Genomic DNA, 20,754 nt, shown 5'->3' on the forward strand with positions numbered 1-20,754 from the left:
TCTACCTTCGACTTTGTCTGACCTATTTTATCGTCATTTGTAGCAGTTTTGGCGTAATAAATACAAGTAATTCAACCTTTTCTGTTTTATCAGAGCGATGTCGAAACAATGCTCCCAGTACGGGCAAGTCTCCAAAGACCGGAACTTTAGAGACATTTTCAAACCTTTCTTGTCGAAAGATCCCGCCCAACACAAGCGTTTCGCCATTTTTAACCTCGACTTGTGTATTCAATCGGTTGGTCTCCAAGCTCGGTACGCCGTTCACCATCTCGCCCACAGAGTCCTGATGAATCTTTAAATCCAGTCGCAATACACCAAGCTCTTTTACAATAGGAGTGACTTCTAACATCAATCCGGCCTGTCGAAATTCAACGGTGGTCGTGTCATCGTGTTGAACCTGATAAGGGATTTCCGTTCCGGATTCAATTTTTGCCGATTGGCCTTCTGCCGTCACAATTTTAGGCTTTGATATCACATTGGCGTATCCATCAGTTTCAAGCGCATCTAATAACAATGACAATCGGCTGCCACCATTAGAAGCTTCCATTGTGAGGTTAGAAGTCGCACCGATTGAACTCAAATTCACCACGCCCGTTAAAGCCTGCTTGGAGCCTTCCTCAACAACTGATTGCCAATTTACGCCTAACGTCTTTTGAGCGGACCGACTTACTTGTGCAATATGAGCCTGAATTTCAATCTGGCGAACAGGCGCATCCAACCACTTGAGAGTTTGTTCAAAGACACCGTCATCTGAGCAATACTTAGCCGCGATAGAATTCGTCCGCTTATCTACTATTAACTTCGTTTTAGGAAAGAATGGCGTAATTTGTTTGCCCACGTCTTCTGCTCGCGCATGCTTTAAGGTCCAATGCCTCGGCACACAGTCTATTTTCGGTTCAACGATCGAACTCTTATCCTGCTGTTCTTCAATTTTGGGCATAAGCAGAGCGATGTTATCTTGCCAAACAAGATCCACACCTAATTGCTGCGCTGCGGCAGAAACGACCGAAAACCAAGATGCATTCTGAATGGAAAAAGAAAGCATTCCTTCGATGTCAGGATGAATCACAATGCTTTCATTCATTTGAGTGGCAATTTCAGGGAGAATCAAATTCACTGGCTGACGGTCGATCATGACATCCATCGCTCTTGCACTTGAGCTCATCGCCAGAACACTCATTAAGGTAACGACTATTATTCTTTGTAACATTACCGCCCACTCCGCATCATGGGCTCAATATGCCACGTTCGTCCAATATTGTTTGTTAACGTTACACTGCGTCTTTCTTGCCCCGTCAGTGTTGCTTGAAGCGATGGGATCCAGTCGCCGTTTTTAACCCAAAATTGTTTCCCGTGATGTTCAAGCTTTACCCAGTGATTATCTTTCGTCGTTAATGTACTTACTAAGCGAACAGTAGGCACATCACTTAAACGACTCGTTGGATCATCAATAGGTAGCCAGTTTTCAAACGTGGAATTCGATTTCGGAGGCAATACCCTAAGCTTCGAAATCAATTGCCACTCTCCAGCCTTTCTTTTCCAGCTCATTTTCTCGACAGAAAAAACAGCAGTCGATTGCAGCGATTCCAATACGTCTTCCCATTGCGATAGCGACAACGTCCCTTCAACGGCAATACCTGAAATATAAACGTCACCATCGAACTCCTTTTCGATGCTTAATTGAACCCCCACTGGAGGTTGCCAACGCGCTAAAGAGTTCTGCTGGCGCTTATCACGGTCTATTTTTGCGATAACACGCGCAGCGTTTCGTTCTACTTCCCCATAGTCATCCAACAATGAGGAAAAGAGCGGCCACCAAACCGCCAGCTGGAATAAAAATAACATTCGCCATTGAGATACTGTAAAAGGCGATTTTGTGAAAATCAGAGACAGATATTCAGCGGATTTGAATGGTAGCTTCATACAGCCCCTCCTGTTTGCTGGAATTCACTGCCTTTGATTTCAAAACGGAGCTAAATTCGAATTGTCTTCCCTTGAGCTGCGTTCTCCATTGCTCCGCCAACAACGACAGGTTGCTTTGCGTACCTGTTATTCGTACGAGTGCTGAACCTGCATTTAATGACAGCGCATCTAGACGAATGGTTTTAGCCATTCCCTGAACCTTCTCAAGTAGCGAAGTTTCAAGCGCGGAAATGGGTTGGCTATGTGCATGCGAACGTCCCCAAGGAGAAACATAGTCAGGAGTAACTGGGATAGAGGCTTGAAAATAGAAGTAAACGCAAGTCAGAATAAAATGGCTTAGGAGACTTATCGCAGTAAATTTTTTAGCTTGTTTCACCCATTTATTCTTATTTCTTTTAACTGGTGAAAACGGTTCTAAAATAGGAAAGGTGCGATTGATATGAAACGCCTTCTTCTTCACGGCATCGCGCATCATGTCACTTTCTAGTATGTAATATGGCGTACAGCGTTTATCTTTAAGAAAAGCACTGATCTCGTCTAACTTGTCTAAAGAAATTGCGTTTATAGACAGTAAAGGAGCAGAGTCATCTTTCTTAAGCAATTGATATTGAAAGATAAGCTCATCCATCTGAACTGCACACACTTCACTCGCGAAGGTCGCCGCTGCGAGATAGCAGAGCTCGTCATCGTAGGTAGGATCCACATTTTCCTGATAATTAACAACCCAAGAATCAGGAACTGCAACCATTACAGCGGATTCAGAAAGAGAAAAGCCACTAGGATATTCTGATAGAGAAACAGGGGGTGAAGTTGGCGTAGCTTGAACACACCAAAAATCCGGCTTATAAAAAGCCAGCATTACGGATCGGGGCACTATTCATCATCCTTGATAAAAGAGCTTAAAATTATTACGCATCGTCCTGATGCACCTAAATCATGGAAAAGCCTGTTGCCATACAGCGGACACAGCCTTTCCATTAAAAACGCTATGTAATGTTCTTTTTCTATCGAACTCCTCGCCGAACTCCTCGCAGCTCGATACATAAAAAAGGGTAACAAGAATACACGATTTCCCCCAAAACTAAACCAGCGTGCTGTATACTTTTTCCGCTATAATGGCGCGCGCTTTCGATTTCTGAATATATGGGTAGATATGTCAAAGTTTATTAAAATTTTTCTTGGTCTGGGAATTCTAGGTACATTAGCCGCTGCAGGTATTGCAATTGGGATGTACTACCAAGTGAAAGACAAAATACCTACCGTTGCAGAATTAAAAGACATCGAGCTTCAAATCCCGTTGCGTATTTATACAGCAGACGCCAAGTTAATCGGCGAATACGGAGAGCAGCGACGCACTCCAATCAACTTTGACGAAATTCCTAAAAACCTAGAAAACGCGATATTGGCTGCGGAAGACACCAACTTCTACCATCACCCAGGAATCGACATAATGGGTATGGCTCGCGCAGCCTTTCAATTAGTCAGCTCAGGGCGTATTCGTGGCGGTGGTAGTACCATCACAATGCAGGTCGCTCGAAACTATTTCCTCTCTTTTGAGCAAACGTTCACCCGAAAATTCACCGAAATACTTATTTCATTAAAAATGGAACAAGAACTTTCTAAACAGGAAATTCTGGAGTTATACGTAAACAAAATTTACTTGGGTAAACGGGCATACGGGTTTGAAGCAGCTGCTCAAGTGTATTACGGAAAACCACTAGCCGAGCTCAACTTGGCTCAACTGGCAATGATTGCAGGCTTACCTAAAGCCCCCTCTTTGTATAACCCTATCGTCAACCCATCGAGAGCTTTGATTCGACGCAATTGGATACTGCAACGCATGCTGTCACTTGGCATGATTGAAAAGCTGTCTTATCAAGACGCCGTTGAGGCACCTGTTTCTGCGAAAAATCACGGTGTATCGCCAGACATTGAAGCGAGCTACGTATCGGAAATGGTTCGCTCAGAACTCTATGAAACGTTTGGCAAAGATCTGTATAACGAAGGGTTAAAAGTCTATACAACGATTATTTCTGATCGGCAAGAAGCCGCGAACAAAGCCATCTACAATGGCGTATTAAGCTACGATGAGCGTCATGGCTATCGTGGGCCTTTAGAATCACGTCCAGACTTAATAGCGGCGGATTTAAAAGAACAAACAAAAGAACTGAAAGCAATATCAAACGTAAAAGGCTGGCAAACCGCCATCGTCATCCAAACAGAAGAACAAACACTTGATGCGCGTTTAGAGAATGGCGATCAAATTACCCTGTCATGGGATGCACTGAAATGGGCAAAACCCTATATAGACGAAAACAAAACCGGCCCCGAACCTAAAACTACCGCAGACATTCTTGTCTCTGGCGACATCGTCCAGCTTAGACCAATAGAGACTACTACAGAAGAAACAGGAGAGAAGGTTCAAACTTGGCGGCTAGCACAAACACCCGCTGCACAGAGCGCTCTCGTGTCGCTAGATAGCCATAACGGCGCGATTCAATCTTTGGTCGGCGGATTCGATTACTATGAGAACAAGTTTAACCGAGTTACTCAATCCAAGCGCCAACCCGGCTCGAATTTTAAACCCTTTGTTTATTCCAGCGCGCTAAGTCGCGGCTATACTGCGGCAAGCATCATCAATGACGCCCCGGTTGTGTTCCATGATAAAAACTTAGCTACTGCTTGGCGCCCGACAAACGACGGCGGTAAATTTTACGGCCCAACCCGTTTGAGACAAGCCCTATACCGTTCGCAAAATGTGGTTTCTGTTCGCTTACTCGATGAAATGGGCATTAAACCCACACTGGAATTCTTACGCCGATTTGGCTTCAATCCAGAAAAATTGCCTCATAACCTTTCTCTGTCATTGGGCAGTGCGAATTTGTCCCCACTTCAAATAGCAACAGGCTATGCCGTCTTTTCAAACGGTGGATTCCGAGTACAGCCCCACTTGATTGCACGCGTTGAAGACAGAAATGGAAAGTTACTGTTCCAATCTGAACCCATGACGGTATGTAAACAATGTACGCTGCTTGAAAAAGCCTCTGAGGACGAAAGCCAAATGGGGCTCTTTAACGTAGCAGGCAACTTCTCAACGCTTCCCGTTGCACCACGAGTGCTTGACCCAGAAGTCGCATACATCATTTATGACATCATGCGTGATGTCATAAAATACGGTACAGGCCGCAGAGCGCGAGTGCTTAAACGGGATGATATCGCAGGAAAAACAGGAACAACGAACGACGGCCGAGATGCTTGGTTCTCTGGTTTTAATGGTCAGGTTGTAACCTCAGTATGGAGTGGGTTTGATAACTCTTCACCGCTTGGACGCGGAGAATGGGGTGGTTCAGTTTCCTTACCCTCTTGGATCTCTTACATGCGCCATGTACTTGATGAAGAGCCCAAGTCATACATTGATAAACCATCTTCACTGGTTACCGTGCGTATTGATCCGAAATCCGGCGAGCGGGCGTTACCAGGGCAAAAGAACGCCATCTTTGAAGTATTCAGAAAGACGAATGTGCCCGCTAAACGTGTCGTTGCCGTTCAGAAAACCGAGCCTCAATCGACCGTAAGTGAAACACAACGAGAAGAGAAAACAGAATCAGCGCTTGAAAACCTTTTCTAGCTCTTATTCTAGCAGTCAGTATGCGTAAGGAAGGCACGTGGAGCCTTCTAGCTTTTCTGTGAGCAATTAGACGGAACGCCCCTAATAATGCTACAAGGCGTTGCTAGTTGCTCCACTTTTCTTGCGGCGCTTCATAGCACTCAAAAGCTTTAATAAGCGCTTCAGGTTGGCTTTCTTCGATCAGCATCTCGACATATGGCGCCTTTACAAACCCTTCATTGCGCATACTTGCGATCATTTCAATCATAAGGTCGTAATAGCCATTTACGTTGTAAAATGCGCACGGTTTACGATGTAAGCCTATTTGAGCCCACGTATAAACTTCGAATATTTCTTCTAAAGTGCCAACTCCACCCGGTAACGCAACAAACGCATCTGCCAGTTCCGCCATTTTTGCTTTCCGCTCATGCATGTCTTTCACAACATACAATTTCGTTAAATCCGGATGCGCAATTTCCTTCTGCTCTAAATGCGTGGGAATAACGCCAGTCACCTTGCCACCGAATGCCAACACCGAGTCAGCAATAACCCGCATCAATCCGACATTACCTCCTCCGTATATCACTTCTATTCCATTCTGCGCGAAATAGGCACCTAACTCTATGACAGCGTTTTCATATTCTTTTGAGTGCCCTAAACTCGATCCACAAAACACGGCGACTTTCATAAACAACCTCTAACAGTTCAACTGTGTGTTTTCTAGCATATGTTTGCTAACAATACGTTAAATAAGCGATTTGACAAAATGCAGACGAAAAAAAAGCGATGCTCAGCATCGCTTTTTTATAATCACTTTAAACCTTATGATTCAAAGCGATCCAAACTTTCTAGTGGGTAGAAATCTGGGTAAGGTAGAGTCGCAACACCAGAATCTACTGCCGCTTTAGCAACTGCGCCAGAAACTTCTGTTAGCAAGCGAGAATCCATTGGCTTAGGCAAGATATATTCTTTACCGAATTCCAATGCACCGCCGCCGTATGCTTCAATTACGTCCTGAGGAGCTGGCTCTTTCGCTAGATCTTTCAGTGCGTTAACTGCTGCTACTTTCATTTCTTCATTGATCTTAGTTGCACGAACATCTAGCGCGCCACGGAAGATGAATGGGAAGCCAAGAACGTTGTTTACCTGGTTCGGGTAATCAGAACGACCTGTCGCCATGATCAAATCGTCACGAACTGAGTGTGCAACTTCAGGGCTGATTTCTGGATCAGGGTTAGAACATGCAAATACAACTGGCTTCGGTGCCATTTTTTTCAATTGGTCACCAGAAAGTAGATCCGGACCCGATACACCGATGAATACATCAGCGCCATCGATAGCATCATCCAATGTGCGCGCATCGGTATCGATCGCAAACATTGACTTGTATTTGTTTAGGTCGTCACGACCAGAGTGAATAACGCCTTTACGGTCAAGTACGTAAATGTTTTCACTTTGAGCGCCACATGCAATGATCAGTTTCATACATGCTGTTGCTGCCGCACCTGCTCCAAGACAAACGATTTTAGCGTCTGCAATGTTCTTCTCTTGAAGCTCAAGCGCGTTTAATAGACCCGCAGCAGTAACGATTGCTGTACCGTGCTGATCATCATGGAAAACAGGGATATTACAACGTTCGATCAACTCACGTTCAATTTCAAAACACTCAGGCGCTTTGATATCTTCAAGGTTAATACCACCGTACGTATTCGCAATACGTGCAACCGTATCAATAAACGCTTGTGGGCTTTCAGATTCCACTTCAACGTCAACAGAGTTAACACCAGCAAAGCGTTTGAACAACACGCCTTTACCTTCCATTACTGGCTTACTTGCTAGAGGTCCAATGTTTCCTAGACCTAATACTGCTGAACCATCAGAGATAACCGCAACAAGGTTACCTTTACCCGTGTAGCGGTAAGCAGTTTCAGGATCTTTTGCAATTTCACGGCAAGGCTCCGCAACACCCGGGCTGTATGCCAAAGAAAGGTCACGAGCAGTAGCAGTTGGCTTGCTAATCGTGATATTCAATTTACCAGGAACAGGATTCTCATGGTATTCAAGTGCGGCTTGTTTTAAATCTTCTGCCATTTTGATGTTTCCGTCTCTTTAGGTGTAATGAATTTGAGAGTCAATATTGCGGCTTATATTGGAAGACTCACAATTTGCTCTTTATTATTTTAGCTATTCACTTTAACTTGTAGCTAACGGGGCTTCGAATTCGTTCATACGACACGCCCTCTAATTATGGATGCCAGAATAGTTCATCTTTCGGTGCCTTTCAAAGTTTAACCACCTTATAATGATTATACTCACACACGAATGCCGCTAAGCGTCAGACGACACATCCAGCAAATCATTGGGATGTTTCACAATGAGCACCCACGATTTAAATCTTTGCGACTGACTATTACGCTGATGTTGCCAGCCTCTGGCTTCTATGCGCTTATTTTTAAGCGAATAAACATCTTGCTCGGACCATAATTCCGATACCAGCCTTGGCAAATTAATCACTAGATCCTGATTCGTCTCTAGCCACCAACCGCCCCTATTTCGGGTGATTGAAGTAATGGTTACCGAAACCTTTGTAAAGCCAGCTTTTGGCTGCCAATTTTGAGGTGCTCGCCACAGTCCCTTAAGAGCCTTACGCGCATTCCACTCCGATCGGATCAAACAATCCTGATACTCTGTATTTGGAGGGATCGCAATACGATAACCTAGTCCTTTCGATATTAACCGACTCGCTATAGAAATACGATCATTATCAAATAAATAGTACAACTTTCGACCATATCTATCTTCGTCATTTCGTGATGCTTGCCAATACACTTTATGGCCGATCAACGACTTAAGATAGCGTTTGGCTTCCAGCGCAAACGGTTCATGTTGCCCGCTTTTATGATCCAACTCTGGCGTATTTACCCCCACCAGCCGGACTTTTTTACCGTCATCAAAATACACGGTATCGCCGTCGACAACACGTTTGACCGTTGCCAATGTTAACTGGCCGTGCGCTCGGCACAAGGGATCAAAAGTTACAGTCTGACCAAAACTTTCAAAAACAATCAGACATAAAAAAAGCGCCAAGATAACTTGGCGCTTTTTTCGAAAATAGTGCTTCATTCAACGTATTATTTAGTTGAACGACGAGCTCCGAAACGCTTGTTGAAGCGATCAACACGACCACCAGTATCAACCATTTTTTGCTGACCAGTGTAGAATGGGTGACACTGAGAGCAAACATCGATGTGTAGGTCTTGGCCTAGAGTCGAGTTAAGAGTAAGTTTGTTACCACAAGTACAAGTTGCAGTAACAGTATCGTATTTTGGATGAATATCTTTTTGCATTGTTTTTACCTTAAAGTTTGGTGTGCCGCCACTTAGTCAATCAACAATGAATAAATAAGCAGTTCGTTAATGCACTGCCAATAAATTGGATTGCTTTTTTTGCCAAGCACCGCACGATTCGTCGCGCATTAAACACGCAGTGGTGCCAAAGAGTGCCGTATTTTAGGGATTGATTAACAATTCAGCAAGCGTTTTTTTACTGTGATTTAACTGCAATATCACACTCGCACAGAGGCCACGGCTGGCGTACACTCACAACGATATGCCGGAGCTTACACTTTTTCCATATAAACCAAGGTTTTAGTTTTAAATGCAGGAAACATTGCTTACACCACAACCCTACATAAAAGTAGCGCTACCTGTACCTATGCGGCGTACATTCGACTATAAAGTCCCCAAAGCGATTGCAGTACGCCACCATCTAAAACCGGGAATGCGTGTTAAAGTCCCTTTTGGTAAAAGCCAGCGCATTGGCATTATCGAAGCACTTGCGGAAGAATCACAATGGAGCGATGCGCAAATTAAACCGCTCAGTGCTCTACTCGATGACTCACCCGCACTCAATGAAGAAACTTTTTCGCTGTGTGAATGGGCCGCTCGATATTATCACCACCCGATAGGTGAGGTGCTTTTTCATGCCTTACCGGTTTTATTGCGTAAAGGCGAATCGGCAGATTTTAGAACAGAGACGTGGTGGTTTGCGACAGAAGCAGGATCACAAACCCAATTAGACGATTTAAAGCGTGCACCGCGCCAAGTCGAATTCTTGAAGGCCGTACAGCAACATCAAAATGGATTAAGCCAGCAGGTTGTTTCTCTGCTCGGGCTAGCGCCCGCCGCAGGAAAAAGTTTAGAGGAGAAACACCTCGTATACAGAGAACAACGCCAATTTTTAAAAATGGCAGAAACTCATGCTCATCAAAAACAAGTCCCTCCGGTGTTGAACGACGAGCAGCGTATTGCGACCGATCATATTCTAGAGCATGCAAATCAATTTCATGTCTCCTTGTTAGATGGCATTACAGGCAGTGGTAAAACAGAAGTTTTTTTACGTGTTATCGATAAGCTCATAAAACAAGACAAGCAAATTCTGGTCATGGTTCCTGAGATTGGCTTAACGCCACAAACGCTGAAACGTTTTGAAAACCGATTGGATACCGACATTGTTTTAATGCATTCCAACATGACAGACCGAGAACGTCTAGATGCATGGTTACTCTGTCGTCAAGGTCATGCAAAAGTCATTATTGGGACACGTTCATCGATCTTCATGCCGATTAAAAATCTAGGAATGATCATCATAGATGAAGAGCACGACGCATCCTACAAACAACAAGACGGCTTTCGATATCACGCTAGAGATTTAGCCATAAAAAAAGCTCAATCTGTAAATGCGCCAGTATTATTAGCGTCGGCAACACCTTCGTTTGAGTCACTTAACAATGCCAGACAAACCAAGTTTGCTTGGTTAAAACTTAGAACCCGTGCCGGAAGTGCACAGATGCCGACCATTGAACGAGTCGACCTTCGAGGCCAATCACTCATCCACGGGCTAAGCGAATACACCCTAGAAAAAATGAAACAATGTCTGGCTCGAAAAGAACAGGTGTTGGTATTTTTAAATCGCCGAGGTTACGCCCCGACATTAATGTGTCATCAATGTGGCTGGATTGCCGCCTGTGACCATTGCGACGTCAATATGACGGTTCACAGGAAAGCAAACAAACTCCACTGCCATCACTGCGATCACCATAAAGCACTCGTTTTTGAATGCCCTGAATGTCACTCACGAGAACTCTTTACGGTGGGCGAAGGCACAGAGCAAGTAGAAGCGGCATTAATCCCCATATTTAAAGACACCCCAATATTGCGCATTGACCGTGACAGCACGCAACGCAAATCCGCAATGACGCAAATCACACAAAAAATACATGAGCACGATCAAGCCATATTGGTTGGCACGCAAATGATCGCCAAGGGTCACCACTTTCCTAATGTTACCTTGGTCGTGGTAATGGACGCTGATGCTGGGCTTTTTTCCGCGGATTTCAGAGGGATGGAACGAACCGCTCAATTGATTACTCAAGTTTCTGGGCGTGCAGGCCGAGCAAGCAAACCCGGTCAAGTACTCTTGCAAACCTATCACCCTGATCATGATGCTATTGAATGCTTGTGCGAACGCAGCTACGAAGAATTTGCATCAGAAAACTTACAAGAGCGAATCGCACTGGCTTTACCTCCATTTTACCATCAAATTATTATCCGAGCGGAATCTGCAAACGAATGGGAAGCGACTCAATTCCTTAAGAACTTAAGAGAAATGCTAATGCCTTATTGCGAAGCAGGGATTGGGTTCGTGGGTCCTTATTCTGCCATTATTGTACGCAAGGCAGGACAACACAGAGCGCTACTGAGTATAAAAAGTCCGCAACGGGGGAATTTGCATCGATTGACCTCAATAGCAAGCCAATGGCTGGAGCAAGAATCGAGAACTCAAAAAATTCGCTTTGCAATTGATGTCGATCCACTAGAAACTTACTGAGCATATGCGCATAATGTGCGCTCATAATCGATCGTTTAACAGGTAATTTACTTCACTCATGGCAACAAAAGGAAGCCGTCCTCGTAAGGGCGCAACGAGAAAAGCAACAACAATACCGAAACGAAAAACCTCATGGTGGATGTGGTTACTTGTGCCGGCAATTGTCCTAGGCTTTATCTATGGATTAATACAGTTGAGTCAGGTCGATCAAACTGCGGCATCACCCACACCAGTAGAGGAACCAGCGCCTAAGAAACCGGCACCGGCTCCTGTGAAACCAAAAGCCGTTTCTAAGCCGAAAGAAAAAACATCAAAGGATGTTGCTGATACTAAAAAAGAGAAATTTGAATTTTATCAAATACTTCAAGACAGTGAAGTCGATACCAGTCATGTGGATGCTTACGAATATGAACCCCGTGGCCAACAGGACTTCCTATACATGCTTCAAGCAGCCTCTTTCAGAAGCTCAGCAGATGCGGATCGACTTAGGGCAGAGTTGATATTATCTGGCTTACCTGCCTCTATTCGCGAAACCACAGGTAAGAATGGCGCACCTTGGTATCGTGTTACAGTTGGGCCTTACCTTTCTCGTTCAGAAAAAAGCCGCGCTCAAGATAAGTTAGTTACCAAAGGTATCGAGTCCTACACATATAAAATCCCTCGTCCGGAGGGAAAATAAAGTAAAGCGCCCTCCTCGCGAACAAAACAACGCAATTCAACCGCTCAATTCCAATAACAGCCGATGAGGAACTTGTTTCCCATCGGCTTGAAATCCCCTCAGACGCCCCCATTTTGTTTATCAATGAAACGGGAGTAATACATGACTACGATTTTAACCGTCCGTAAAGAAAACGAAGTAGTGGTTGGTGGAGACGGTCAAGTCTCACTAGGCAACACAGTAATGAAAGGCAATGCACGTAAAGTGCGCCGTCTATACAAAGGGGAAGTCATCGCTGGTTTTGCTGGCGGTACTGCCGACGCTTTTACGTTATTTGAACGATTTGAAGGTCAACTGGAAAAACACCAAGGCCACTTAGTGCGCGCTGCTGTAGATTTGGCCAAAGACTGGCGATCAGATAAAGCACTGCGCAAGCTTGAAGCAATGCTGGTTGTTGCGAACAAAGACAACACGCTCATTATTACAGGTACTGGCGATGTGGTTGAACCACAACATGGCGCATTGGCCATTGGTTCTGGCGGCAACTATGCTGAAGCAGCGGCCCGCGCTTTAATCGATAATACAGACTTGAGCGCACAAGATATTGTTGAGAAAAGTCTTAATATCGCGGCGGACATTTGTGTCTTCACAAACCACAATCTAACGATTGAAACCATTGCGATAGACGCCGCGCTAGAAGACCAGACTAACTAACTTAAAAGATTCAGATTTAAAGAGACTGACTATGAGCAATATGACGCCAAGAGAAACCGTCAACGCATTAGACCAACACATCATAGGCCAACAAAGTGCAAAAAGAGCCGTTGCTATTGCACTGCGAAATCGCTGGCGTCGTATGCAACTGCCTGAAGAGATGCGAGCAGAAGTCACGCCGAAAAACATTCTAATGATCGGCCCTACGGGTGTGGGTAAAACAGAAATTGCCCGTCGCCTAGCAAAGCTGTCTAACGCACCGTTTATCAAGATTGAAGCAACGAAATTTACAGAGGTAGGTTACGTTGGCCGCGATGTTGAATCCATCATCCGTGATTTGGTCGAGATGGCAATTAAGATGCTGCGCGAGCAAGAGACCTCTCGCATGCGCCACAAAGCAGAAGACGCAGCGGAAGATCGCATCCTTGATGCATTGTTACCTCCTGCTCGTGGCGGCGATCCAGAGCTAAATACTGAAAGCAATACACGCCAAATCTTCCGTAAAAAACTGCGAGAAGGTCAACTCGACGACAAAGAAATCGACATTGATGTTTCTGAAACGCCAGTCGGTGTTGAGATCATGGCACCTCCAGGCATGGAAGAAATGACAAGTCAGTTGCAGAACATGTTCTCTAGCATGGGCAACGATCGTAAAAAACGCCGTAAGCTAAAAGTAAAAGACGCTTTCCGTCAGGTTCGCGATGAAGAAGCGGCGAAACTCGTCAATGAAGACGAACTAAAAGCACGTGCCGTCGAAGCCGTTGAACAAAACGGCATCGTCTTCTTAGATGAAATCGACAAAGTCGCAAAAAGCGGCGAACGCTCAAGTGGCGAAGTTTCTCGTGAAGGCGTACAACGAGATTTATTACCTCTTGTTGAAGGCTGCACAGTCACGACTAAATACGGCATGATCAAAACCGATCACATTTTGTTTATCGCATCTGGTGCATTCCACCTAACAAAACCGTCGGATTTGATCCCTGAGCTTCAAGGTCGCTTACCGATTCGTGTTGAGCTCGATGCATTAACGGTCGACGACTTTAAACGCATCTTGGTTGAGCCAAGCGCATCCTTGACCAAACAGTACGTTGCATTGGCTAAGACAGAAAACATCAACCTAAACTTTACCGATGAAGGCATTACTCGCCTTGCTGAGATTGCTTGTCAGGTAAACGAAACGGTTGAAAACATCGGTGCTCGACGCTTACACACTGTATTAGAGCGCTTGCTAGAAGAAGTCTCGTACTCAGCAAGTGATATGCCTGATGATCAACAAATTGACATCACAGCAGCCTACGTTGATGAGCAACTTGGTGAAGTGGTTAAAGACGAAGATCTAAGTCAGTATATCTTGTAAGTAAACCCTCCCAACCTCCCTCTTATTAAGAGGGAGGAGCAGATAACCGATAATTTAACATATTTTCTGTTCCCTTCTCGAAAGCGCTAGGGAGAGGTCAAAAGCAAATATTGGACATGATAAAATGCTAACTCCGACGAAGATTCACTATCATAAGAAATCACGCGAACTAGAGATCGTCTTTTCCGACAATCAAGCATTTCGACTGAGTGCTGAGTACTTACGCGTTCATTCGCCTTCTGCCGAAGTGAGAGGTCATGGACAACAACTGCCTATCCTGCAATTTGGTAAAAAAGACGTCGCGATTCAAAACATTGAAGCAGCGGGGAACTACGCGCTCAAAATCACCTTCGACGATGGCCACGATACAGGACTGTACTCTTGGGAATACCTTCACAACATAGGTAAAAATCAGGAAGAACTTTGGCAAATGTATCTGGCCCGCCTTGAAAAAGACGGTAAGACACGCGACACTTCCGTTATACAAATCCACCAGCTTTAAAGCACCAGAAGATTACTATGCATTCCATTAGCCTTTCAGCACTGAGCGCCATCGAAAAAACCGTCAACCTCGCTCTTGAGCAAGATACACCTTCATTGGAACGTCTTACTAAGCTGTCAGGACAACAAATCTTTCTTGAGGTAGACGATTTTAATCTGATACTTCAAATTCACATTCATGATTCCGGCGTTATGCTGTTTAAACCGGAAAGCATGGAAGAGATCGAACTGGACCCTAAACTCGATACTCATGTAAAAGGCCCAAGCAGTGCTTACCGCAAGCTACTCGAAGGAGATGGTTTCTTCGACGGAGATTTAAGAATACAAGGCAACGCCCAAGCCTTAATGACACTGCACAAAGTACTCGAAAACTTTGAGTTAGACTGGGAAGGTGTATTAGCTGACTACATCGGCGATCTGCCCGCCAGTGCTCTTGCACGCCTGTTGCGTTACCAATGGGGAATCACAAAAGAAATCTCAACCCAAGCTCGTATCCAATTAGTGAACCACTTCCAAAGCAACAGCCAACTGCTGCCCAGTAAAATCGAATTCGACCACCTTGTGGATGATCTAGAACGATTTGGTGTTCAACTGGATCGGTTTGAAGCAAAAATGAGATTGTTTGAGCGCAAAAAAAAGGCTTAATCCGCCTTTTTATCCACCTTATCTACAATGTATTCCCCAATGGGGATCGCCGATGTTGCCGCTGGCGATGGGGCATTACAGACATGCAAACTACGAGGGCTTTCAGCAAAGAGAAAGTCGTGAACTAAAGTGCCATCTCGCATCACAGCTTGCGCACGAATACCTGCTGGATAAGGCTGTAAATCTTCTAGGCTAATTTGCGGGCAATACTTTTGCACACGTTTCAAATAGCCTGATTTCCAAAGCGAGTTTTTTGTTTCGGTTAAGCCATTCTTGAAGTGCTTTTTTGTGACTCGCCAAAACCCAGGAAACATCACCATATCCAAAATATCGCGTAAATTGATATTTATGTGACCATAACCTTCTCGTTTCCAGCCCTGCACTGCATTAGGACCAACCGTGACAGAACCGTCTATCATGCGAGTCAGGTGCACCCCAAGAAAAGGCAAATCGGGATCGGGAATCGGATAAATCAAGTGGTTTACAATTTCATTGTATTTTTTAGGAAGTTGATAATATTCACCACGGTACGGAATAATTTGAAAATCCGTTTTAATACCCAACATCTTTGTGGTTCTGTCGGCCATTAAACCAGAACAGGTGATCAGAAATTTTCCTTGAAATTCCACTTCACACCCTTGGTGAATCGCGCCTACCGTAATAAGGTCATCGTTTTCGCGCAGCTCAACGACATCGTGCTTTAAACGCGCTACACCGCCTAATTCAGTAAAGCGCTTTGCCATTTTCACAGTGATTTCTTGATAATTAACGATCGCAGTGGATTTTACATAAATCGCGCCCAAGCCTTTAATATTAGGCTCTCGCTCGTTTAATTGTTCACCGTTTAACAGCTCAACTTCGATTTCATTTTGCTGGCAACGCTCAAACAGCGCATTCATGCGCTCGGCTTCCAGCGGCGTTGTTGCCACCAGTAACTTTCCACACTGGTTATAAGGCAACTTATGCGCTTCACAAAAGTCGATCGTCGCCTTCACGCCTGCCTTACAAAATTTCGCCTTTAAACTGCCGGGAGCATAATAAACACCAGCATGAACAACGCCACTATTGTGCCCCGTTTGGTGTCTGGAATACTCTGCTTCCTTTTCAAGCAGCAGCACTTTCTTATCAGGATAACGCTGCTGTAATTGCCACGCAGTTGATACTCCAACAATCCCACCGCCGATAACAATGTAATCGTATGTCATATAAGCCGATTATCTCCGATCAGACCATTCTGCTGAAAAATTTTAACGGTTATTCAAATTCGGCTCTCAATGCCGAACCTTCTAAGCCCTTACCAATCGCAATGTGAAGCTTAGTAAAAGCGGCTTCATAGGTCATATCTCGACCTGAAACCACGCCCGCTTTCACCAAAGCAGAACCCGCAGCGTACGCTCCGGCAACGACCGAGCCAGCACCACATTGGCTGACGTTTACGATACACACACCACGCTCCGTGGCTTCTCTTAGCATAGCCAAGAGTTTGTCATCTTTATCTGGAGCATTTCCTGCACCATAAGACAGCAGCACAGCGCCTTTAACACGATCATTAAGAAGCCCCGACCAATTGTCTGCACTCACCCCCGGAAATACGGGCAACAGAGTGACCGCATCCGATTGCATCTCAGGTAATTGCATTGTCATCTCTTGACGCTCACTCACGAGAGGCGTCCATACCCAATCAATGCCTAATGTGCCAATAACAGGATAGTTTGGAGAACTAAAGGCCTGCCAATCCGTGGTGTTTGCCTTGTGAGCGCGATTGCCTTTAATTAATGAACTGCCGAAAAATAACGAAACGCCATTCTTCTGCTCATTGCATGCAGAAATCGCGCCCAATACATTGTTCAAACCATCCGTTCGAGCCTGAAACATAGGCACCTGAGAACCCGTTACGATGATGGGTTTGGAAGCATTTTCAAACATATAGAATAACGCAGAGGAGGTATACGCCATGGTGTCGGTGCCATGAAGAACGATGAACGCATCAAACTCATCCCATTTACCCGCTAAATCTGATGCAATTTGACGCCATTCATTAGGCGTTGCATTGGAAGAGTCAATCAGCTCAGGATAACGATAAACGCTGTATTCGTTCTTCTCTTTTGATGTTGGCGCTAACTCATCGAGCTGTTTCTGAAGGACTTCTGCGAAATCTGGATCGGGAATCAATCCGTCGTCTGACTCTTTCATCCCAATCGTTCCGCCAGTATAGGCAATATAGATATTCATCGTTTCGTCTCTACTCACTCGTCTTTGTTTTCTATTCCAAATTACGCAGTGTATTTTAGCGGGCTTCTTAAAATATGCTATTAAAACAACAGACAGTGAAAAGACATCATCAAAGAGCCTGCTTTGAAAGCTCTTTCTTAAACCATCCGAGTTTTATGTTCAGGCGGCTCATATACACCCCAGCCACCGTGGTCACGACGCCAACAATTTGCAGAGGCGTCATCTCTTCGTTGAAAATAAAATAGCTTTCTATGGCCGCTAATGGCGGCACCAAAAGCATCAGCATAGACACAAGAGAAGCCGGTACTTTTCGGTACAACCATACAAGTAGGAATACGCCACCGCACGAAAGAACAAAAATCCCCCAAGCAAATAAGAGGAGCGATGTTGTATTAATAATCAGTAATTGTTCACCTAGAGCGACAACAAACACACACGAAACCGCCGCCGCAGACAAATTTTGTATGGCCATCGTTGTGACGATGTCCGATTTAGAAATCGACATCTTTTGATACACAGAGCCAAATGAAAGGCAGAAAATCGCTAATATCGCCAGCAACACCATATCAATGCCATAACTGTGGCCTTCGATATGAAGGGAGGGACTAATAACAAAATACAACCCTAAAATCGCAACAGCCATGCCTATCAACCCCATTACAGAGGTTTTTTCTTTCACGATTAAAAAAGCTAAGAGCGTGACAAGTACTGGCTGGAAAGCGCCTATCAATGCCATCACGCCGGCAGGTAACCCGTGTGCCACAGCGACATAAGCAAAGCCAAGATAAAGGCCATTGAGCAAAACACCCGCTACAATGTGTTTTGGTAACTCAGAAAAGGAAGGGAAAGAGCGTTTGAATAACAAAGCGCCAACGAGGAAGAAAAGCCCCGTTAAAGCAAACCGAATGGCTAAGTAAACATTGGGATCGACTAGCCCAACAATCAGCTTGCCAACCACAAACCCAGTTGACCAAGTCAAAACCAATAAAACAAACAAAATCTGCACGGCGAGTTCCCTCTCTTTTTATTAGAGAATGGATACAGCGGCACTCACATGAGCGCCGCATTCTCTAAGTTTGAATCGGTGTATTTACACCTTACATACGTTCAAGCGTTTCGATGCCTAGCAATGACAATCCAAGCTTCAAGGTAGAAGCCGTATTTAACGCTAATTGTAGACGACTGTTTTTCACTTCTTCTTCGGCTTTCAATATTGGACAAGCCTCGTAAAAGCTCATGAATGTGCCTGCAAGTTCGTACAGATACGCACATAAGAAGTGTGGCATACCTTCATTTGTAACCTGCTGCACCGCTTCTTCGAACTGAACCAGCTTAACGGCAAGCGCACGTTCTTGGCTCTCAACGATAGAGATCTCACCCTGTAACTCAGCAACGTCTATCTCTGCATTACGTACAATACTGGCAACGCGAGAATACGCGTATTGAAGGTAAGGTGCTGTGTTACCTTCAAAACTCAACATAGTGTCCCAGTTAAAGACGTAATCACTGGTGCGGTTTTTGGATAAATCTGCATATTTCACAGACGCAACACCAACAACACGACCAATATTACGAAGCTCTTCCTCAGACATTTCTGGATTCTTGGAAGCAACCAACTTATAAGCACGCTCTTGCGCTTCTTCAAGCAAGGCAGACAGTTTGGCAACTCCGCCAGAACGCGTCTTAAACGGCTTACCATCACTGCCCATTACCGTGCCAAATGGCATGTGTTCAAGGCTGATAGAATCATCCGCAAAGCCCGCTTTACGAGACAAAGTAAAGATTTGATCAAAATGCAGCGATTGACGCGCATCGACAAAGTACAACGCACGATCCGCCTTAATGACCTTGTGACGGTGACGAACAGCAGCCAAATCTGTCGTCGCATACAAGAAACCACCGCCTGTTTTTTGTACGATGATAGGCGTTATTTCGCCGTCTTTATTCGCAAACTCTTCAAGGAACACACATTTCGCACCCTGATCTTCTTTAATCAGACCTTTTGCATCCAAGTCATTGATTACATTTTGAAGATCGTCGTTGTAAGCACTCTCAGGCATAACGTCTTTACGCTCAAGAGAAACGCCTAACATCTGATAGGTTTCTTCACAGTGCTCAAGCGAGATGTTAATAAAATCGTTCCACAATGCGATGCACTCCGGCGCACCCGATTGAAGTTGAACAACCAACTCACGAGCGCGAACAGAAAACGCTTCATCATCGTCGAAGCATTTTTTAGCTTCACGGTAGAAGGTTTCAAGATCCGAAAGCGCCATGCTGATTTCACTGTTTTCTGAACGCAAGCGCTCCATGTAGGCAAGGAGCATTCCGAACTGTGTTCCCCAATCTCCTACGTGGTTTTGACGAACCACATTGTGGCCTAAAAACTCAAGAGAGCGCACAACCGCATCCCCAATGACCGTCGAACGCAAATGACCAACGTGCATTTCTTTAGCAAGGTTAGGTGCTGAATAATCAACAACGACCGTTTCTGGTTGTGATACGGTCGCAATGTCTAGGCGCTCGCTTGTGCGTAAGTTATTTTGCTCTTTGCCCAACCACGCGTTATTCAGGAAGATATTAATGAAACCCGGGCCTGCAATTTCAACTTTATCTGCAAGATCGGTTAGATCCAACTTTTCCAGAACCTGTTCTGCAAATGCACGAGGATTGGTTTTCAGTTTCTTAGCGACACCCATGATGCCGTTTGCTTGATAATCGCCGAACTGTACTTTAGCGGATTGACGAACCAATGCTGGAGATTCTTCTGGTGCGCCCGCTGCGACCATAGCTGCTTGAATGCGTTGATTCAAAAGGGTTTGAATATTCACGTAAAACCTATTGTGTAGAGGTTATGCCCATATTTTTGAGCAGAATCAAAACGTTACAACCCGCACCTCGTAACAACGAAACGCGGGCTGTAATTTGTGTTTGTTAATGGTCGATATGATAACCGATTTTAGGACAGTTATCTAAGCGCAAATGCACAAGGAGAAAGATAGAGAACCTTTGCGGCATATTGAAACTGACGGGCACTTGCTCAAGCTTTTGAGCGAGTACCCTAACTCGTAAAATTAAAAAACGGCGGCCTCATAACATCAGCGGATGATCGTATTCCCTCCTCTTAGCAGGATTAGGATGGGGTTAATTGCCTGCACAACATCGAAGTTACTCACAGCGTTACCCAATAGAAAAAAGGGTATATTTCCAATCTATTTTTGCCCCACC

Annotated in this window: 18 protein-coding genes; 7 read left to right on the forward strand and 11 right to left on the reverse strand. The window is 44.8% G+C overall.

Annotated elements, in window-relative coordinates:
* Positions 1–22 precede the first annotated feature (22 nt).
* The 3 genes from DFP79_RS17185 to DFP79_RS17195 are packed head-to-tail and all read right to left on the reverse strand — an operon-like array spanning position 23 to position 2,797.
* Positions 23–1,210, reverse strand: coding sequence for a type IV pilus secretin PilQ (locus tag DFP79_RS17185; RefSeq protein WP_133505177.1), 1,188 nt, complete (start codon positions 1,208–1,210; stop codon positions 23–25).
* Positions 1,210–1,923 carry a hypothetical protein gene (locus DFP79_RS17190; protein ID WP_133505178.1) on the reverse strand — a complete coding sequence of 238 codons (714 nt, stop codon included), beginning with the start codon at positions 1,921–1,923 and terminating at the stop codon, positions 1,210–1,212. Before DFP79_RS17190 ends, DFP79_RS17185 begins: the two co-directional genes overlap by 1 nt.
* Positions 1,898–2,797, reverse strand: a complete 900-nt coding sequence (locus tag DFP79_RS17195; protein ID WP_133505179.1) for a hypothetical protein — start codon at positions 2,795–2,797, stop codon at positions 1,898–1,900. The genes DFP79_RS17190 and DFP79_RS17195 overlap by 26 nt, the downstream gene beginning before the upstream one ends.
* Positions 2,798–3,076: 279 nt before the next feature.
* Here DFP79_RS17195 and DFP79_RS17200 point away from each other — a divergent pair, with 279 nt between their 5' ends.
* Complete coding sequence (locus DFP79_RS17200) at positions 3,077–5,551, forward strand: penicillin-binding protein 1A (protein ID WP_133505180.1); 2,475 nt, start codon at positions 3,077–3,079, stop codon at positions 5,549–5,551.
* Between the two features lie 103 nt (positions 5,552–5,654).
* On the opposite strand, the gene DFP79_RS17205 is transcribed toward DFP79_RS17200, so the two are convergent.
* From DFP79_RS17205 to rpmE, 4 genes are all read right to left on the reverse strand, one after another.
* Complete coding sequence (locus DFP79_RS17205) at positions 5,655–6,218, reverse strand: LOG family protein (protein ID WP_133505181.1); 564 nt, start codon at positions 6,216–6,218, stop codon at positions 5,655–5,657.
* Between the two features lie 134 nt (positions 6,219–6,352).
* Positions 6,353–7,621, reverse strand: a complete 1,269-nt coding sequence (locus DFP79_RS17210) for a malic enzyme-like NAD(P)-binding protein (protein WP_133505182.1) — start codon at positions 7,619–7,621, stop codon at positions 6,353–6,355.
* A 237-nt stretch (positions 7,622–7,858) separates the two neighbouring features.
* Entirely contained in the window at positions 7,859–8,653 is a 795-nt protein-coding gene (locus DFP79_RS17215; RefSeq protein ID WP_133505183.1) for a thermonuclease family protein, read from the reverse strand.
* An 8-nt stretch (positions 8,654–8,661) separates the two neighbouring features.
* A complete protein-coding gene (gene rpmE / locus DFP79_RS17220; protein ID WP_133505184.1) occupies positions 8,662–8,877 on the reverse strand; it encodes a 50S ribosomal protein L31 in 216 nt (71 codons plus the stop codon).
* Positions 8,878–9,187: 310 nt separating this feature from the next.
* On the opposite strand from rpmE, the gene DFP79_RS17225 reads away from it, so the two are divergent.
* The 6 genes from DFP79_RS17225 (at position 9,188) to DFP79_RS17250 (ending at position 15,294) form a co-directional block, all read left to right on the forward strand.
* Positions 9,188–11,419, forward strand: coding sequence for a primosomal protein N' (locus DFP79_RS17225; protein WP_133505185.1), 2,232 nt, complete (start codon positions 9,188–9,190; stop codon positions 11,417–11,419).
* A 58-nt stretch (positions 11,420–11,477) separates the two neighbouring features.
* Positions 11,478–12,098, forward strand: a complete 621-nt coding sequence (locus DFP79_RS17230) for an SPOR domain-containing protein (RefSeq protein WP_133505186.1) — start codon at positions 11,478–11,480, stop codon at positions 12,096–12,098.
* 141 nt (positions 12,099–12,239) lie between these two features.
* Entirely contained in the window at positions 12,240–12,791 is a 552-nt protein-coding gene (gene hslV, locus DFP79_RS17235) for an ATP-dependent protease subunit HslV (RefSeq protein WP_133505187.1), read from the forward strand.
* 31 nt (positions 12,792–12,822) lie between these two features.
* Positions 12,823–14,148, forward strand: a complete 1,326-nt coding sequence (hslU, locus tag DFP79_RS17240) for an ATP-dependent protease ATPase subunit HslU (RefSeq protein WP_133505188.1) — start codon at positions 12,823–12,825, stop codon at positions 14,146–14,148.
* A 124-nt stretch (positions 14,149–14,272) separates the two neighbouring features.
* Positions 14,273–14,650 (forward strand): gamma-butyrobetaine hydroxylase family protein, encoded by a 378-nt coding sequence (locus DFP79_RS17245; RefSeq protein WP_133505189.1) that lies wholly within the window; start codon positions 14,273–14,275, stop codon positions 14,648–14,650.
* A 17-nt stretch (positions 14,651–14,667) separates the two neighbouring features.
* On the forward strand, positions 14,668–15,294 hold the full coding sequence (locus DFP79_RS17250; protein WP_133505190.1) for a ubiquinone biosynthesis accessory factor UbiJ: 627 nt from the start codon (positions 14,668–14,670) through the stop codon (positions 15,292–15,294).
* Here DFP79_RS17250 and lhgO read toward each other — a convergent pair.
* The 4 genes from lhgO to argS form a co-directional block, all read right to left on the reverse strand.
* On the reverse strand, positions 15,291–16,499 hold the full coding sequence (gene lhgO, locus DFP79_RS17255; RefSeq protein WP_133505191.1) for an L-2-hydroxyglutarate oxidase: 1,209 nt from the start codon (positions 16,497–16,499) through the stop codon (positions 15,291–15,293). The genes DFP79_RS17250 and lhgO overlap by 4 nt on opposite strands.
* Positions 16,500–16,548: 49 nt before the next feature.
* Positions 16,549–17,526 (reverse strand): asparaginase domain-containing protein, encoded by a 978-nt coding sequence (locus DFP79_RS17260; RefSeq protein ID WP_133505192.1) that lies wholly within the window; start codon positions 17,524–17,526, stop codon positions 16,549–16,551.
* Positions 17,527–17,635: 109 nt separating this feature from the next.
* Complete coding sequence (locus DFP79_RS17265; protein ID WP_133505193.1) at positions 17,636–18,532, reverse strand: DMT family transporter; 897 nt, start codon at positions 18,530–18,532, stop codon at positions 17,636–17,638.
* Between the two features lie 91 nt (positions 18,533–18,623).
* On the reverse strand, positions 18,624–20,357 hold the full coding sequence (gene argS / locus DFP79_RS17270; protein ID WP_133505194.1) for an arginine--tRNA ligase: 1,734 nt from the start codon (positions 20,355–20,357) through the stop codon (positions 18,624–18,626).
* Positions 20,358–20,754: the final 397 nt, after the last annotated feature.

It is taken from the genome of Marinomonas balearica (genome assembly GCF_004362145.1).
GTDB classification, from domain to species: domain Bacteria; phylum Pseudomonadota; class Gammaproteobacteria; order Pseudomonadales; family Marinomonadaceae; genus Marinomonas; species Marinomonas balearica.

Coding starts and splice junctions, on each gene's coding strand:
- DFP79_RS17185 (WP_133505177.1), bottom strand. CDS start 1,210: ATGTTACAAAGAATAATAGTCGTTACCTTAATGAGTGTTCTGGCGATG.
- hslU (WP_133505188.1), top strand. CDS start 12,823: ATGAGCAATATGACGCCAAGAGAAACCGTCAACGCATTAGACCAACAC.
- DFP79_RS17215 (WP_133505183.1), bottom strand. CDS start 8,653: ATGAAGCACTATTTTCGAAAAAAGCGCCAAGTTATCTTGGCGCTTTTT.
- DFP79_RS17260 (WP_133505192.1), bottom strand. CDS start 17,526: ATGAATATCTATATTGCCTATACTGGCGGAACGATTGGGATGAAAGAG.
- lhgO (WP_133505191.1), bottom strand. CDS start 16,499: ATGACATACGATTACATTGTTATCGGCGGTGGGATTGTTGGAGTATCA.
- hslV (WP_133505187.1), top strand. CDS start 12,240: ATGACTACGATTTTAACCGTCCGTAAAGAAAACGAAGTAGTGGTTGGT.
- DFP79_RS17230 (WP_133505186.1), top strand. CDS start 11,478: ATGGCAACAAAAGGAAGCCGTCCTCGTAAGGGCGCAACGAGAAAAGCA.
- DFP79_RS17190 (WP_133505178.1), bottom strand. CDS start 1,923: ATGAAGCTACCATTCAAATCCGCTGAATATCTGTCTCTGATTTTCACA.
- DFP79_RS17200 (WP_133505180.1), top strand. CDS start 3,077: ATGTCAAAGTTTATTAAAATTTTTCTTGGTCTGGGAATTCTAGGTACA.
- rpmE (WP_133505184.1), bottom strand. CDS start 8,877: ATGCAAAAAGATATTCATCCAAAATACGATACTGTTACTGCAACTTGT.
- DFP79_RS17210 (WP_133505182.1), bottom strand. CDS start 7,621: ATGGCAGAAGATTTAAAACAAGCCGCACTTGAATACCATGAGAATCCT.
- DFP79_RS17225 (WP_133505185.1), top strand. CDS start 9,188: ATGCAGGAAACATTGCTTACACCACAACCCTACATAAAAGTAGCGCTA.
- DFP79_RS17205 (WP_133505181.1), bottom strand. CDS start 6,218: ATGAAAGTCGCCGTGTTTTGTGGATCGAGTTTAGGGCACTCAAAAGAA.
- DFP79_RS17245 (WP_133505189.1), top strand. CDS start 14,273: ATGCTAACTCCGACGAAGATTCACTATCATAAGAAATCACGCGAACTA.
- DFP79_RS17250 (WP_133505190.1), top strand. CDS start 14,668: ATGCATTCCATTAGCCTTTCAGCACTGAGCGCCATCGAAAAAACCGTC.